Here is a 14,432-nt window from a genome sequence, read left to right as displayed (position 1 = left end):
GCGGCGGCCTGAAGGACACACCCATGACTGACATCTTCATCGTTTCCGGCGCGCGGACGGCCATTGGCACGTTTGGTGGCAGCCTTGCCTCGTTCCGTCCGGCGGATCTGGGCACCATCGTGATCAAGGAGGCGATTGCCCGCGCGGGCCTGACGCCGGACGCCATCGAAAACGTGGTGATCGGCACCGTCGTGCCGACGCAGCCGAAGGACGCCTATGTCAGCCGCGTCGCGGCGGTGAACGCGGGCATTCCCATCGAAAGCCCGGCGATGAACGTGAACCGGCTCTGCGGTTCGGGCCTGCAGGCGATTGTCTCGGCGGCGCAGGGGATTGCGCTGGGCGAGCAGCAGATCGCGATTGGCGGCGGTGCGGAAGTCATGTCGAACGCGCCGCATATGGTGCTCACCGCGCGCAATGGGCAGAAGATGGGCGATCAGGTGATGATGGACGCCATGCTCGGCGCGCTCCACGATCCCTTCGAGAACATCCACATGGGCGTGACGGCGGAGAACGTGGCCGAACGCCACCAGATCACGCGCGAGACGCAGGATGCGCTGGCGGTCGAGAGCCACAAGCGCGCAGCGGCGGCGACGGCGGCGGGCTACTTCAAGGAGCAGATCGTTCCGGTCGAGATCAAGACCCGCAAGGGCGTGACCGTGTTCGACACCGACGAGCATTTCCGCGCTGACGCGAGTGTCGAGGCGATGGCTGCGCTGCGCCCGGTGTTCAAGAAGGACGGCACCGTGACCGCGGGCAACGCGAGCGGCATCAACGACGGCGCGGGTGCGGTCGTGCTGGCGAGCGGTGAAGCGGTGGCCGAACATGGGCTGAAGCCGATCGCGAAGATCCTCGCTTGGGGCCATGCGGGCGTGGAGCCGAACGTCATGGGCCTTGGCCCGGTGAAGGCGGTGCCGGTGGCGCTGAAGCGCGCGGGCCTGACGCTGGATCAGATCGATGTGATCGAGAGCAACGAAGCGTTCGCGGCGCAGGCTTGCGGCGTGGCCAAGGAGCTGGGCTTCGATCCCGCCAAGACCAATCCCAACGGTTCGGGCATCTCGCTCGGCCACCCCATCGGCGCGACGGGCGCGATCCTGACGATCAAGGCGGCTTACGAGCTGCAGCGCACCGGGGGCCAGTACGGCCTCATCACGATGTGCATCGGTGGCGGGCAGGGCATCGCCATGGTGATCGAGAGGGTTTGAAGATGAAGCTCGGACGGCTCAACCACATCGGCGTCGCGACGCCTTCGATTGCGGACAGCATCGTGTTCTGGCGCGACGTGATGGGCGCGACGAAGATCCACGAGCCGTTCGACCTGCCCGAGCAGGGCGTGAAGGTGTGCTTCGTCGATACGCCGGGCGCGGATGGTGCGCTCAACGGCACGCAGATCGAGCTGATCGAGCCGCTGCCGGGCAACACCAGCATTGCGGGCTTCCTCGAGAAGAACCCGGCGGGCGGGCAGCATCATATGTGCTACGAAGTGCCCGATATCCACGCGGCCAAGGCGGCGTTCGAGGCACTGGGCAAGCGCGTGCTGGGCGAGCCGCGCATTGGCGCGCACGGCACGCTGATTTTCTTCGTCCACCCGCGCGACATGGGCGGTGTGCTGACCGAGATCATGGAGACGCCGAAAGAGGCGCATTAACCACACACCGTTCGTGTCGAGCGAAGTCGAGACACGGGCGCGCAGGGTTCTCGACTTCGCTCGAACCGAACGGGCCTAGGGACAAGATCATGGCGAATATCGAAGACTGGCAGAAGGCCGCCTCGAAGGAAGTGAAGGGCAAGGACCTCACCTGGCAGACGCCCGAAGGCATTGCCGTGAAGCCGCTCTACACGGCGGAAGACGTGACCGCCGATCCCGGCCTGCCGGGCTTTGCGCCGTTCACGCGCGGGGTGCGCGCCTCGATGTATGCGGGGCGGCCCTGGACGATCCGGCAATATGCGGGCTTCTCAACTGCCGAGGAATCGAACGCATTCTATCGCCGCAATCTGGCGGCGGGGCAGAAGGGCCTGTCGGTCGCCTTCGATCTGGCGACGCACCGCGGCTATGACTCTGACCACCCGCGCGTGGTCGGCGATGTCGGCAAGGCGGGCGTGGCCATCGATTCGGTCGAGGACATGAAGATCCTGTTCGACGGGATTCCGCTCGATCAGATGTCGGTTTCGATGACCATGAACGGCGCGGTGATCCCCATCCTCGCGTTCTTCATCGTGGCGGGCGAGGAGCAGGGCGTCGCTCGCGCGCAGCTCGACGGGACCATCCAGAACGACATCCTCAAGGAGTTCATGGTCCGCAACACCTATATCTACCCGCCCGAGCCGAGCATGCGGATCATCTCCGACATCTTCGGCTACACCAGCCGCGAGATGCCGAAGTTCAACTCGATCTCGATTTCCGGCTATCACATGCAGGAAGCCGGCGCGACGCAGGTACAGGAGCTTGCCTTCACCATCGCCGACGGCATGGAATACGTGAAGTACGGCGTGGCCTCGGGCCTCGATATCGATGCCTTTGCGGGCCGCCTCTCGTTCTTCTTCGCCATCGGCATGAACTTCTTCATGGAAGTGGCCAAGCTGCGCGCCGCGCGCGTGCTGTGGCACCGGGTGATGACGCAGCTGGGCGCGAAGGACGAACGCTCCAAGATGCTGCGCACGCATTGCCAGACTTCGGGCGTGAGCCTGCAGGAGCAGGACCCCTACAACAACGTGATCCGCACCACGATCGAGGCGATGGCCGCGATGCTGGGCGGCACCCAGTCGCTCCATACCAATGCGCTCGACGAAGCCATCGCGCTGCCGACCGACTTTTCCGCGCGCATCGCCCGCAACACGCAGATCGTGATCCAGGAAGAGACGGGGATGACCAAGGTCGTCGATCCGCTCGGCGGCTCATACTATGTCGAGGCGCTGACGCAGGAACTGGTCGACAAGGCGTGGGAGATCATCGAGCGCGTCGAAGCCGAAGGCGGCATGGCCAAGGCCGTGGCGGCCGGTTGGCCCAAGGCGATGATCGAGGAAGCCGCTGCCGGCCGTCAGGCGCGGGTGGACAAGGGCGATGATGTGATCGTCGGCGTCAACAAGTACCGCCTCGCGAGCGAGGACCAGCTCGATACGCTGGAAGTCGACAACATGGCGGTGCGCGAAGGCCAGATCGCGCGGCTGAAGTGGGTGCGCGAGAACCGCGACGAGACGAAGTGCCGTGCGGCCTTGAACGCTCTCACCGAAGGCGCGAAGACCGGCGGCAATCTGCTGGAGCTGGCGGTGGAAGCCGCGCGGCACCGCGCGACGCTGGGCGAGATTTCGGATGCGATGGAAATCGTGTTCGGCCGCCACGGCACGCACCCGACCCCGGTGCGCGGCGTCTACAGCGCCTATTACGCGGGCGACGCGCGCTACAGCCAAGTGCTCGACGGCGTGGAAGCCGTGACGCGCCGTCTGGGCCGCGCGCCGCGTATGCTGGTCGCCAAGATGGGCCAGGACGGGCATGACCGCGGCGCGAACGTGATCGCCTCCGCTTTCGGCGACATGGGCTTCGACGTGACGAGCAGCCCGCTGTTCCAGACGCCCGAGGAAGCGGCGAAGCTGGCGCTGGAAGCCGATGTCGATGCGGTCGGCGCATCGAGCCTTGCGGCGGGCCACAAGACGCTGATCCCCGAACTGATCCGCCACCTGCGCGAGGCGGGCCGCAGCGACATCAAGGTCGTCGCGGGCGGGGTGATCCCGCCGCAGGACTACGACTTCCTGCGCGAGGCCGGGGTGCAGGGCATCTATGGTCCGGGCACCAATGTGGTCGAAGCGGCGGCGGACATGCTGCGCCTGCTTGGGCACAATATGCCGCCCGCGGGCGAAGAACTGGCGGCTGCGGAGTGAGGGGGATGTTTGTCTGCCTCGCCGCTTTCTGCTATTCTACCATGCATATGGTAGAAAGGTAGAATTATGGGCGCGCAGATGAACATCAAGAATGCCGAAGCGGCCGAGCTGGCAAGCAAGCTCGCTGCCATGGAGGGGAAGAGCGTAACGCAAGTTGTGCTGGATGCCCTGCGCGCGCGGGAACGGGAACTGACGGCCGAGGACCGGTTCGCGCGGGCGATGGCGATCTGCACCGAGACGGCAGCCCGCCTGTCGCCGGAAATGCGGGCGCTCGACATCGACGACTTTCTCTATGACGAATACGGACTGCCAAAGTGATCGTTGATAGTTCCGCCATGGTCGCAATGCTCTGGAAAGAGCCGGAGGCGGCCCCGTTCCTCTCGGCGATCATCGCTGCCGGCGGGGGATCGATCTCGGCCGGCAACTATCTCGAGGCATCGATTGTAATCGACAAGCAGCGTGATCCCGCCATCAGCGCAGGGTTGGACAACCTGCTCGCTGAACTGGAAATCGATATTGCCCCGGTTACAGCCACACAGGCCCGCTTGGCCCGCCAAGCCTACCGCGATTTCGGCAAAGGCAGCGGCCATCCCGCCCAGCTCAACTACGGCGATTGCTTCGCTTATGCCCTCGCGGTGGAGCGCGGCGAGCCGCTGCTCTACAAGGGCGATGATTTTGCGCATGCTGGGCTGGCGAGAGTGGTGGCATGACTGACACGCCCAAAGGCTATGTCGTCGCCGAAGTCGACGTCCACGATCCGGAAGGCTTCGCGGCCTATCGCGCGGCGGTGCCTGCGGTCATCGCGCAGCTCGGCGGCCGCTACATTACACGCGGCGGCGCGATCACGGGTGTCGAGGGTGAAGCTCCGACGGGCCGGGTCGTGATTGTCGAGTTTCCGAGCAAGGCGCAGGCTGAAGCCTTTGTGAATTCCCCCGAATATGCCCCGGTGGCGGCGATCCGCCACCGGACCAGCACTTCGCGCCTCTTCGTTGTTGAAGGTGTAGACCTCTGATGTTCAAGAAAATCCTCATCGCCAACCGGGGCGAGATTGCATGCCGAGTCATCAAGACCGCGCGGCGGATGGGTATCCAGACCGTGGCGGTCTATTCGGATGCCGATGCGCGCGCGCCGTTTGTGAAGATGGCGGACGAGGCGGTGCATATCGGGCCTTCGCCTGCTGCGCAGTCCTACCTGATCGCGGACAAGATCATCGCGGCTTGCAAGCAGACCGGGGCCGAGGCGGTGCATCCGGGCTATGGCTTCCTTTCGGAGCGCACCTCGTTTGCTGAGGCACTGGCAGCGGAAGGCATCGCGTTCATCGGGCCGCCCGTCGGCGCCATCGCGGCAATGGGCGACAAGATCGAATCGAAGAAGCTGGCGAAGGCGGCGGGCGTGAATGTCGTCCCCGGCTTCGTGGGCGAGATCGAGGATACCGAGCACGCGGTGCGTATCTCGGACGAGATCGGCTATCCGGTGATGATGAAGGCCTCGGCCGGCGGTGGCGGCAAGGGCATGCGTCTCGCCTATTCCGAAAAGGACGTGCGCGAGGGCTTCGAGGCGGTGAAGCGCGAGGGGCTGAACTCGTTCGGCGACGACCGCGTGTTCATCGAGAAGTTCATCTTGAACCCGCGCCACATCGAGATCCAGATCCTCGGCGATCAGCACGGCAACATCCTTTACCTCAACGAGCGCGAATGCTCGATCCAGCGGCGGCACCAGAAGGTCGTGGAGGAAGCGCCCTCGCCCTTTGTGACGCCGAAGATGCGCAAGGCGATGGGCGAGCAGTGCGTCGCCCTTTCGCGCGCGGTGGGCTACTATTCGGCGGGCACGGTGGAACTGATCGTTTCGGGCGCGGACCCGAGCGGCGAAAGCTTCTACTTCCTCGAAATGAACACCCGCCTGCAGGTGGAACACCCGGTTACCGAAGCGATCACCGGCATCGATCTGGTCGAGCAGATGATCCGCGTTGCGGCGGGCGAGAAGCTGGCCTTCACGCAGGACGATATCGGCATCGATGGCTGGGCGATCGAGAACCGCGTCTATGCCGAAGATCCCTATCGCGGGTTCCTGCCCTCGACCGGGCGGCTTGTGCGCTATGATCCGCCGGTGGAAGGCTGGACCGACGACGGCGAAGCCAACGGGCGGCGCGGCGTGGGCGGCGTGCGCGTCGACGACGGCGTCTATGAAGGCGGCGAAGTCTCGATGTTCTACGACCCGATGATCGCCAAGCTGGTGACATGGGGCGAGACCCGCCACGAGGCGGCGGACCGGCAGATCGAGGCGCTCGACGCGTTCGAGATCGAGGGGCTGGGCCACAACATCGATTTCGTTTCGGCGATCATGCAGCACCCGCGCTTCCGCTCGGGCGAGCTCACCACCGGGTTCATCGCCGAGGAGTATCCGGACGGGTTCCACGGTGCGGCGACCTCTGACGAGACCAAGCGTTCGCTGGCGGCGCTGGCGGGCTTCCTCGCCACGGCGCGGTCGGACCGCGCGCGGCAGGTGGACGGACAGCTCGGCGAGACGCTCGATCCGCCGTCCGAATGGGCGGTGCGGATCGGCGAGACGGACTATGCCGTGACGGTCGACGAGGAAGCGATCACCGTCGATGGCGACGAGATCGATCTGGAGCTCGAGTACACGCCGGGCGACCGCGTGGTCATGGCCGAAGTCGGCGGCAAGCCGCTGACAGTCAAGGTCAAGGCGCGCGCCACCGGCTTCACGCTGACGACGCGCGGGGCGAGCCACGACGTGCGCGTGCTGCCGGCTCGAATCGCCCCGCTGACCAAGCACATGATCGCCAAGGTCGCGCCCGACATGTCGAAGTACCTCGTCTGCCCGATGCCCGGGCTGCTCGTGGCGCTGCATGTGGGCGTGGGCGATACCGTCGAGGCCGGACAGCCGCTTGCGGTGGTCGAAGCGATGAAGATGGAGAACATCCTGCGCGCCGAGAAATCGGGCAAGGTGAAGGCGGTGAACGCGGCGCAAGGGGAGAGCCTTGCGGTGGATGCCATCATCCTTGAAATGGAGTAGAAGCGCCGCTGATGCCCGTGCTCACATTCGTGCATGGGCACCGGGCGAGGTTGACGTTTACGTAAGCGCCAATTATGCGCGCGCCATCGATTTGAGAAAGGCCTGACACGATGAAAGCCCTGGTCTGCGTGAAGCGGGTGATCGACTACAACGTGAAGCCGCGCGTGAAGGCGGATGGCACGGGGGTTGACCTTGCCAACGTGAAAATGAGCATGAACCCGTTCGACGAGATCGCGGTCGAGGAAGCCATTCGCCTCAAGGAAAAGGGCGTGGTCACCGAGATCGTGGCGGTTTCGGTCGGGCCGGCCAAGGCGCAGGAAACGCTGCGCACCGCCCTCGCCATGGGTGCGGACCGCGCGATCCTCGTTGTCAGCGAAGACGAGGTCGAGCCGCTCGCCGTCGCCAAGATCGTCAAGGCGATTGCCGACGAAGAGCAGCCGGGCCTCATCATCACCGGCAAGCAGGCGATCGACGACGACGCCAACCAGGTTGGCCAGATGGTTGCCGCGCTGCTCGGCCGTCCGCAGGGCACCTTCGCCAACGAGGTGGCCGTGGAAGGCGACAGCATTGTCGTGAAGCGCGAAATCGACGGCGGTCTCGAGACGGTGAAGCTGGCACTGCCCGCGATCGTCACCACCGACCTGCGCCTCAACGAGCCGCGCTATGCCTCGCTGCCGAACATCATGAAGGCGAAGTCGAAGCCGCTCGCGAGCAAGACGCCGGCTGACTACGGCGTTGATATCGCGCCGCGCCTCAAGACGCTCAAGGTCACCGAACCGCCGGTGCGTAGCGCGGGCATCAAGGTGCCTGACGTCGATGCGCTGGTTGCCAAGCTCAAGGAAATGGGAGTCGCCTGATGTCCAAGACACTCGTTTGGGTCGAACACGACAACGCCTCCGTCAAGGACGCCACCCTCGCCGTTGTGACCGCCGCCGCGCAAATCGGCGACGTGACCGCGCTGGTTGCGGGCTCGGGCTGTGACGGTGCTGCCGCGGCTGCTGCGCAGATCGCCGGCGTGAGCAAGGTGCTCACGGCCGATGACGCGGCTTATGCCAATGCGCTCGCCGAGAACGTCGCGCCGCTCGTCGCCGGCCTGATGGCCGATTACGACGTGTTCGTCGCGCCTGCCACGACGACCGGCAAGAACATCGCGCCGCGCGTCGCCGCGCTGCTCGACGTGATGCAGGTCTCGGACATCCTCTCGGTCGAAGGCCCCAAGACCTTCACCCGCCCGATCTATGCCGGCAACGCGATTGCCACGGTCGAATCGACCGATGCCAAGCTGGTTGTGACCGTGCGCGGCACGGCCTTTGCGAAGGCTGACGCGACCGGCGGTTCGGCGGCGGTGGAAGCCGTGGCGGCTGCAGGCGATGCCGGTACATCGAGCTTCCTCGGTTCGGAAATCGCCAAGAGCGAACGTCCGGAGCTGACCTCGGCCAAGATCATCGTTTCGGGCGGCCGCGCGCTCAAGGACGCAGAGACCTTCCAGAGCGTGATCATCCCGCTGGCCGACAAGCTCGGCGCCGGCGTCGGTGCAAGCCGCGCGGCGGTGGATGCGGGCTATGTGCCCAACGACTACCAGGTCGGCCAGACCGGCAAGATCGTGGCGCCGGAAGTCTACATCGCGGTCGGCATCTCCGGCGCGATCCAGCACCTTGCGGGCATGAAGGACAGCAAGACCATCATCGCCATCAACAAGGACGAGGACGCCCCGATCTTCCAGGTCGCGGACATCGGCCTCGTCGGCGACCTGTTCAGCGTGGTGCCGGAACTGATCGGCAAGCTCTGAGCTGTCGGTTCAGGACTGCAATACGGGAAAGGCTCCACCACGGTGGGGCCTTTTCTGTTTTGGCGAATAGGTGGCTACTGTTACGATCCACCCATGACGCTTCTTCGGGCTTTGTTGCTGATGGCAGTCGCCTTGCTGCCGACTGCGGGCCATGCGGAGGAAGCTGTCCTCGAGCCTGCGGACGGATGGGTCCTCAATTACGCCAAGGATTCGTGCCGGCTCGCGCGGACCTTTGGCGAAGGTGACGAGAAGGTCGTCCTGATCCTCGACCAGTTCCAGCCTGCCGACCGGGTTGACCTGTCGCTCGTCGGCAAGAGCTTCGCGAGTTCCAGCATCGTCAAGATCCCGGTGGCAGCGAGCTTCGGGCCAGACCTTGGCGCGGGCAAGTTCAGCGACGCGCTGATTGGAGTGATCGGGGCAAATCGCGATCAGATCCTGATGATGGGCGCGCGTGATCTGCTGAACCGCCCTTACATGAAGAGTCCAGACTTCGAGACCAGGCCTGCCTTCCAGACAACACCCGAGCAGGAAGCCGCCATTACGGAGCTGCAGGTCAGGACCAGCACCCGCACCCTTACGCTCCATACGCAATCACTGGCGCAGCCGATGGCGGCAATGCGGAAGTGCCTGAAGGATCTGGTCCGGGACTGGGGATTCGATCCAGAGCAACAGGCGGCGCTCAAGAAGCGTGCGGCACCTCTCAACACCCCCACCGACTGGGTTCGCAAGATGAAGGCGATGCCGCGTGCGGTCGTCAACGGACAGAGTGCGGTGATCCGTTTCCGGCTGATGGTGGACCCTCAAGGCAAACCCACCCAGTGTTTCATCCAGAATGCGACCCTCTCGGCCGAGATCGCGAAGACGACTTGCGACATATTGATCAAGGGTGCGCGGTTCTCACCTGCGCTGGACAGTGAAGGCAAGCCGATCGCAAGCTACTACACCAATTCGATGCGTTGGCTTTCGCTGCGCTAGTCACAGCGCCAACGACAGGCACTGGCTGAAATCGTCGACCACGTAGTCGGCGAAGGCCTCGCAGTTCTCGAAGCCGTACTTGCGGTAGAGCGCGACGGCAGGTGCGAAGGCTTCGGTGCGGCCGGTTTCGAGGCTCACGCGGGCATAGCCGCGCCCACGTGCCACGCCGAGCAGATGCTGCAGCATCGCTTCGCCCACGCCCTTCCCGCGCCATTCCGGAGCGGCGCGCATGGATTTGAGTTCGCCGTGGGTTTCGTCGAGGTGCTTGATTGCGCCCATCGCAGCGAGCGCGCCGTGGATGCGGGCGGTGTAGAAGGTGACGCCGGGCTGGCGCAGCTTGTCGAGCGGGAGGGCGTGGACTTTGCAGGCGGGGCTTTCGGCATGCATGCCGCCAAGGTGGTAGGCTACGAGCGCCTGCACGTCTGCGCCCGAGAGGTCGTCTTCGGTGATTGCCAGGCCTTCGATCATATGCCCCCCGCTGGTCTTGCCGGGACTATCTGCTATCGCGTCCGCCATGACGGAGACAAGCAAAAGCCGCTGGGCCATTGCCATTCATGGCGGGGCCGGATCGATGACGCCCGAAACGATGGATGCCGCTGGCGTCGCCGCGCATGAAGCGGCGCTGGGCGTGGCGCTCGATGCGGGGCGGGCGGTGCTGATGGCGGGCGGTACGGCGCTCGATGCGGTCTGCGCGGCGGTGGCTGAACTGGAGGACGATCCGCACTTCAACGCCGGGCGCGGGGCGGTGTTCACCTATCACGGCACCAACGAGCTCGATGCGGCAGTGATGGATGGGACGACGCGCGGGGCCGGCGCGGTCTGCGGGGTGACCCACACCCGCAATCCGGTGAGGCTCGCGCGGGCGGTGATGGAAAAGAGCCCGCACGTGTTCCTGAGCGGTGCGGGCGCGGAAGAGTTTGCGCGCGAGCAGGGGGTTGATCAGGTCGATCCCGACTGGTTCGCCACCGAGGCGCGCTGGCAGCAGTTGCAGGAACTGAAGGCGAAGAAGCTCGGCTGGTTCGATGCAGGGCTGAAGTACGGCACTGTCGGCGCGGTGGCGGTGGACGCGGACGGGCATGTCGCCGCGGCGACCTCGACCGGCGGCCTCACCGGCAAGCGCTGGGGCCGCATCGGGGATTCGCCGCTGATCGGCGCGGGGACTTATGCCGATGACCGCGCGGCGGCGGTGAGCTGCACCGGCTCGGGCGAGCAGTTCATCCGCGCCGCGGTGTCGCACGAAATCTGTGCGCGCATGCGGCTCGGCGGAGAGGGTCCGCAAAGTGCGACCGAAGCCGTGCTCGCCGAAGTCGGCGAAATGGGCGGGGTTGGCGGCGTGATCTACGCAACACCTGCCGGTGAAACGGGTTTTGCTTTCACCACGCCGGGCATGTTCCGGGGGCGTGCGGACAGCGGTGGACTGCGCGAAGTCGGGATATTCGGCGAAGGCTAGGCCGCGTACTTGTCGGCCTTGCGCTTGCCGAGGCGCAGGCCCTGCTCCAACTGGGCGCGGAGCTGGAGATAGTAGGATTCGAGGAAGACCCGTTCGGCGCCCGTCGGATAGGGGCGCCCGATCTTGCGGCTGATCGCATCGGCGACATCATCGAGCGCGGTGCCCCGGCCATCGCGGAGCACGCGCTCCAGCGTCTGCAGCTCGTACTCGCCGTAGACCGCCAGCTCCTGCGGCGCAAAGGTGAAGGCTTGATCGCTGGCGGCGACCGGCGCGCTGACCGAGAGCGCCTGCCCGAGCTTGCGGCGCTGCGCCTCGACCACCCAGGTGCCCGCGATCACGTCGCCGCAGCGCAGGGCATCACGGTTGAAGAACGGAAACAACATGAAAATGGCGCACCAGACCGCGCCTGCCCAGCCGGCAAAGTCGGTGTCGCTCCCCGCAGCGACTGCCCCGCCGATGAACACGATCGGCATGAACAACTCGATATCGCGGATGATGTTGCGGGCAATCACGGCTTCGGTGGTGAGCCGCTCGGTGCCGCGCGCCGCAATGCGGATGCCGGTCACGCGCTTGCCGGGTGTCGCGCCGCGCGGGCCGAGTTCGAAAAACAGGAACCATGCGTTGCGGAACAGGAACATCGCGATGATCCACACGATCACCAGCGCCTGCAGCGCCCGTGCCTTGGGGCCATTGGCCTCGATCTCCTGCAGTTTGAGCCCGATGCCGCCCGCGATCCAGATCAGGGTGAAGGTGGTGGCGATCATCGCCGCGCCGATCAGCGCCAGATCGATCAGCAGCGCCGCCGCCCGCGCGCCGCGCGTGGCGAGGACCAGGGGCAGCGCCACGCCTTCGGGCGTGATCACCATGCGGTTGCGGCTGCGGGGCTCCCGGCGCGCCATCAGGACGATTGCCCCCGCCCGCGCCAGACAAAGAAGTAGCCGGTCCAGAATACCAACATGAAGCCGCCGACGATCAGGCGTCCGGCGGTATTGTCGACCAGCTGCCTGCCGAAGCCTTCGAGGAGGCCTGCCACGATCAGCATGAGCACGACGCCGACCATGACCTGCGCGCTGCGCCGTCCGGCTGCCGCGGCCGCATCGAGCACCGCGGCGTCGCCCGGAAAGGCCATCGCGCGACCGATATGGAGGCCAGCCGCTCCCGCCAGCATGATCGCGAACAGTTCGGTTGTGCCGTGGATCGATAGCCAGCCGACGAGTTCGAGCGTGAGGCCCTGCCCGTGATAGAGCCAGAGCAGCGCGCCGAGGATCGCGGTGTTCTGGATCAGCAGCATCGCGGAAGGCAGGCCGAAGGCAAAACCCAGTGCGAAGGCCAGGATCGAGACTTGCGCGTTGTTCGAGAAGAGATAGGCGGCGAAGACCGCAAGACCGTGCTGGTCCTGCTGGCCGAACAGCGTGCCCATCAGCACCGCGCGGCTCGCACCGGGAACGCGGGCATCACCCATGCCGCCGGGCATCAGAGCGTAGTACCAGTCGGGATCGCTGGCGACGAGCAGCCAGCCCGCAATCGTCCCCGCCACCATCAGCGCGAACGCGATCAGGATGTCCTGTTTCAGCGCGCGCACGCTCTCGCCCCAGCCGCCGCCGAAGAAACGCATGAGCCAGTCGCCCAGCCCGGCGCGCGGGCCGTAGACGATAAACCAGGCGCGGCGGGTGAGGCCTTCGAGCCACTCCAGCGTTTCGGCATCGAGCGAGGTCTCGCGTGCGACGGCGAGGCTGGAGACGGCAGTGCGATAGAGCGCGGGAAGGGCGAGCAGGTCCTCGTCCGAAATGCCGCGCAGGCGGCCTTTCTCGATCCGGGTGACGATGGCCTCGAGCCGCTTCCACTCGCCCTCGCGTTCCAGCCGGAAGCGGTCCGAGCGCAGCGCGGCATCTTCGGCGGCGGCGATTTCGGCGCTGGCAGCGGGGCTGAACCAGCCGCCGAGACGGCCGAGCAGGGAGGGGGCGGCCTCGCTCATCCGAGGCTCCCCGCGCGCTTCACGGCGAGATAAGCATCGAGCAGGCGATTGCCGATGTGCTGGTGCGGTGCCTCGACCACGAGAATGCCGGCGCGGCGCAGGCGCTGGAGCACGAGCGTGCGTTGCTGCTGGAGCGTGGTGGCGGTGACCGCCATCGCCGCATCCTGCGCGCTGCGGATCGGCGCATGCACGAAATCGGCAAGTTCCGCATCGTCCATCACGACGAAGATCACGCGGTGCCGCTCGACGAGGCGGCGCATCGATTCGATCATGAGTTCGGCGCTGGTGGGATCGGTGAATTCGGAAAACACCACGATCAGCGAGCGCCGCCGCAGCCGCGCCGCCAGTGTCGAGAGCGCGAGCGTGAAGTTGGGCTGCTCGGCACTGTAATCGAGCGCGGCAGCGGCTTCCTGCAAGCGGGCGAATTCGCGCGGGGCAGTGACGAAGGGACTCATCACCTGCGGGCGCTGGGCAAAACCGTAGAGCGCGACACGGTCCTGCGCACCGAGTGCCACCCAAGCCGTGGTGAGCGCGGCGGTGACGGCGCGGTCGATGCGCGGCAAGCCCGCAATAGGTTCGCACATCGTTTGCCCGCAATCGAACGCGAAGACGATCTGGTTGTTGCGCTCGGTCTCGTACTCCTTGGCGAAAAGCCGGGCGTGGCGCGCGGACGATTTCCAGTCGATGCGGCGGCGGTCCATCCCGGGCTCGTACTCGGCGAGCGCCTCGAAATCGGTCCCCTCGCCCCGGATGCGGCGTGCAACCATACCGAACTGGGCGTCGCGCAGGAAGATTTGCAGCGCCGGGCTGCGCACCGGGGCGATGTTGGGGCGCACTCGGACTTCGGCATCAAGGTCGCGCCGGACTTGCCGCGTGGCGAGACCCAGCGGCCCGTTCCAGCGCAGCCAGACGGCGCCAATGGGGCCCGTACCGCGCCGGTTGGGGGTGGTACTGACCTTGGCGCTCCATGCGCCGCTGTCCCGTGTGAGCGGGGCGACAAGCCTTCCACCTGTTGCGAGGCGCGGATCAAGCGCGAGCGCTGCAACCGGGGCTGCTCGCGGCGCTTCGATGCGGAAATCGGCGAGGACGGTGAGGCTTAGTGGTTCACCCACTTCGGCGTCTTGCGGCACGATGACGCGCAAGTCCGCAAGCGCCGGGGCCAGCAGCGCATCGAGCAGGACCATCACCAGCAAGGCCCCGCCCAGCGCCGGAGCCGCGACCCATGCCTGCGGTGCGGCAGCGGCTACCACCAGCGCCAGCGGCGCAGCGAGCGCCAGCAGCACCGCGGTGCGCGTCGACGGGTAGAACACTGGGAGGGGCCAGCGCAGTCGCATCGT

The 14,432-nt window shown here is 66.1% G+C and carries 15 protein-coding genes; 11 read left to right on the top strand and 4 right to left on the bottom strand.

What is annotated here, in order from left to right; all coding sequences use genetic code 11:
• Positions 1-23: 23 nt before the first annotated feature.
• From NDB2M1_RS13215 to NDB2M1_RS13170, 10 genes are all read left to right on the top strand, one after another.
• A complete protein-coding gene (locus NDB2M1_RS13215) occupies positions 24-1,202 on the top strand; it encodes an acetyl-CoA C-acyltransferase family protein (RefSeq protein ID WP_072383240.1) in 1,179 nt (392 codons plus the stop codon).
• 2 nt (positions 1,203-1,204) lie between these two features.
• A complete protein-coding gene (gene mce, locus NDB2M1_RS13210; protein WP_072382961.1) occupies positions 1,205-1,645 on the top strand; it encodes a methylmalonyl-CoA epimerase in 441 nt (146 codons plus the stop codon).
• Between the two features lie 89 nt (positions 1,646-1,734).
• Positions 1,735-3,873 (top strand): methylmalonyl-CoA mutase, encoded by a 2,139-nt coding sequence (scpA, locus tag NDB2M1_RS13205; protein WP_072382959.1) that lies wholly within the window; start codon positions 1,735-1,737, stop codon positions 3,871-3,873.
• A 66-nt stretch (positions 3,874-3,939) separates the two neighbouring features.
• Complete coding sequence (locus NDB2M1_RS13200; RefSeq protein WP_072382957.1) at positions 3,940-4,191, top strand: type II toxin-antitoxin system VapB family antitoxin; 252 nt, start codon at positions 3,940-3,942, stop codon at positions 4,189-4,191.
• On the top strand, positions 4,188-4,583 hold the full coding sequence (locus tag NDB2M1_RS13195; RefSeq protein WP_072382956.1) for a type II toxin-antitoxin system VapC family toxin: 396 nt from the start codon (positions 4,188-4,190) through the stop codon (positions 4,581-4,583). Before NDB2M1_RS13200 ends, NDB2M1_RS13195 begins: the two co-directional genes overlap by 4 nt.
• Positions 4,580-4,885 (top strand): DUF1330 domain-containing protein, encoded by a 306-nt coding sequence (locus NDB2M1_RS13190; RefSeq protein ID WP_072382955.1) that lies wholly within the window; start codon positions 4,580-4,582, stop codon positions 4,883-4,885. The genes NDB2M1_RS13195 and NDB2M1_RS13190 overlap by 4 nt, the downstream gene beginning before the upstream one ends.
• Positions 4,885-6,906, top strand: a complete 2,022-nt coding sequence (locus NDB2M1_RS13185; RefSeq protein ID WP_072382954.1) for an acetyl-CoA carboxylase biotin carboxylase subunit — start codon at positions 4,885-4,887, stop codon at positions 6,904-6,906. The genes NDB2M1_RS13190 and NDB2M1_RS13185 overlap by 1 nt, the downstream gene beginning before the upstream one ends.
• 110 nt (positions 6,907-7,016) lie before the next feature.
• A complete protein-coding gene (locus NDB2M1_RS13180) occupies positions 7,017-7,763 on the top strand; it encodes an electron transfer flavoprotein subunit beta/FixA family protein (RefSeq protein WP_072382953.1) in 747 nt (248 codons plus the stop codon).
• Positions 7,763-8,695 carry an electron transfer flavoprotein subunit alpha/FixB family protein gene (locus NDB2M1_RS13175; RefSeq protein WP_072382952.1) on the top strand — a complete coding sequence of 311 codons (933 nt, stop codon included), beginning with the start codon at positions 7,763-7,765 and terminating at the stop codon, positions 8,693-8,695. Before NDB2M1_RS13180 ends, NDB2M1_RS13175 begins: the two co-directional genes overlap by 1 nt.
• Positions 8,696-8,788: 93 nt before the next feature.
• Positions 8,789-9,670, top strand: a complete 882-nt coding sequence (locus tag NDB2M1_RS13170; RefSeq protein ID WP_143146755.1) for an energy transducer TonB — start codon at positions 8,789-8,791, stop codon at positions 9,668-9,670.
• Here the strand turns inward: NDB2M1_RS13170 and NDB2M1_RS13165 are convergent, their stop codons facing one another.
• Positions 9,671-10,186, bottom strand: coding sequence for a GNAT family N-acetyltransferase (locus NDB2M1_RS13165; protein ID WP_371328202.1), 516 nt, complete (start codon positions 10,184-10,186; stop codon positions 9,671-9,673).
• On the opposite strand from NDB2M1_RS13165, the gene NDB2M1_RS13160 reads away from it, so the two are divergent.
• A complete protein-coding gene (locus NDB2M1_RS13160; protein WP_072382948.1) occupies positions 10,185-11,120 on the top strand; it encodes an isoaspartyl peptidase/L-asparaginase family protein in 936 nt (311 codons plus the stop codon). The genes NDB2M1_RS13165 and NDB2M1_RS13160 overlap by 2 nt on opposite strands.
• On the opposite strand, the gene NDB2M1_RS13155 is transcribed toward NDB2M1_RS13160, so the two are convergent.
• Genes NDB2M1_RS13155 through NDB2M1_RS13145 form a run of 3 tightly spaced genes read right to left on the bottom strand, consistent with a single transcriptional unit; the run spans position 11,117 to position 14,429 of the window.
• Positions 11,117-12,019 (bottom strand): RDD family protein, encoded by a 903-nt coding sequence (locus NDB2M1_RS13155; protein ID WP_072382946.1) that lies wholly within the window; start codon positions 12,017-12,019, stop codon positions 11,117-11,119. The two genes, NDB2M1_RS13160 and NDB2M1_RS13155, sit on opposite strands and share 4 nt — an antisense overlap.
• Positions 12,019-13,095 (bottom strand): stage II sporulation protein M, encoded by a 1,077-nt coding sequence (locus NDB2M1_RS13150; protein WP_072382944.1) that lies wholly within the window; start codon positions 13,093-13,095, stop codon positions 12,019-12,021. The genes NDB2M1_RS13155 and NDB2M1_RS13150 overlap by 1 nt, the downstream gene beginning before the upstream one ends.
• Entirely contained in the window at positions 13,092-14,429 is a 1,338-nt protein-coding gene (locus NDB2M1_RS13145) for a DUF58 domain-containing protein (RefSeq protein WP_072382942.1), read from the bottom strand. The genes NDB2M1_RS13150 and NDB2M1_RS13145 overlap by 4 nt, the downstream gene beginning before the upstream one ends.
• Between the last annotated feature and the right edge of the window lie 3 nt (positions 14,430-14,432).

The sequence above is a fragment of the Novosphingobium sp. NDB2Meth1 genome (assembly GCF_900117425.1).
Lineage (GTDB): Bacteria > Pseudomonadota > Alphaproteobacteria > Sphingomonadales > Sphingomonadaceae > Novosphingobium.
This window is presented reverse-complemented; position numbering and strand designations above follow the sequence as displayed.

What these genes read in the sequence shown, in the direction of transcription:
- scpA (WP_072382959.1), top strand. Translation starts at nt 1,735, where the DNA reads ATGGCGAATATCGAAGACTGGCAGAAGGCCGCCTCGAAGGAAGTGAAG.
- NDB2M1_RS13155 (WP_072382946.1), bottom strand. Translation starts at nt 12,019, where the DNA reads ATGGCGCGCCGGGAGCCCCGCAGCCGCAACCGCATGGTGATCACGCCC.
- NDB2M1_RS13215 (WP_072383240.1), top strand. Translation starts at nt 24, where the DNA reads ATGACTGACATCTTCATCGTTTCCGGCGCGCGGACGGCCATTGGCACG.
- NDB2M1_RS13185 (WP_072382954.1), top strand. Translation starts at nt 4,885, where the DNA reads ATGTTCAAGAAAATCCTCATCGCCAACCGGGGCGAGATTGCATGCCGA.
- NDB2M1_RS13180 (WP_072382953.1), top strand. Translation starts at nt 7,017, where the DNA reads ATGAAAGCCCTGGTCTGCGTGAAGCGGGTGATCGACTACAACGTGAAG.
- NDB2M1_RS13190 (WP_072382955.1), top strand. Translation starts at nt 4,580, where the DNA reads ATGACTGACACGCCCAAAGGCTATGTCGTCGCCGAAGTCGACGTCCAC.
- NDB2M1_RS13150 (WP_072382944.1), bottom strand. Translation starts at nt 13,095, where the DNA reads ATGAGCGAGGCCGCCCCCTCCCTGCTCGGCCGTCTCGGCGGCTGGTTC.
- NDB2M1_RS13170 (WP_143146755.1), top strand. Translation starts at nt 8,789, where the DNA reads ATGACGCTTCTTCGGGCTTTGTTGCTGATGGCAGTCGCCTTGCTGCCG.
- mce (WP_072382961.1), top strand. Translation starts at nt 1,205, where the DNA reads ATGAAGCTCGGACGGCTCAACCACATCGGCGTCGCGACGCCTTCGATT.
- NDB2M1_RS13175 (WP_072382952.1), top strand. Translation starts at nt 7,763, where the DNA reads ATGTCCAAGACACTCGTTTGGGTCGAACACGACAACGCCTCCGTCAAG.
- NDB2M1_RS13200 (WP_072382957.1), top strand. Translation starts at nt 3,940, where the DNA reads ATGGGCGCGCAGATGAACATCAAGAATGCCGAAGCGGCCGAGCTGGCA.
- NDB2M1_RS13160 (WP_072382948.1), top strand. Translation starts at nt 10,185, where the DNA reads ATGACGGAGACAAGCAAAAGCCGCTGGGCCATTGCCATTCATGGCGGG.
- NDB2M1_RS13145 (WP_072382942.1), bottom strand. Translation starts at nt 14,429, where the DNA reads ATGCGACTGCGCTGGCCCCTCCCAGTGTTCTACCCGTCGACGCGCACC.
- NDB2M1_RS13165 (WP_371328202.1), bottom strand. Translation starts at nt 10,186, where the DNA reads ATGGCGGACGCGATAGCAGATAGTCCCGGCAAGACCAGCGGGGGGCAT.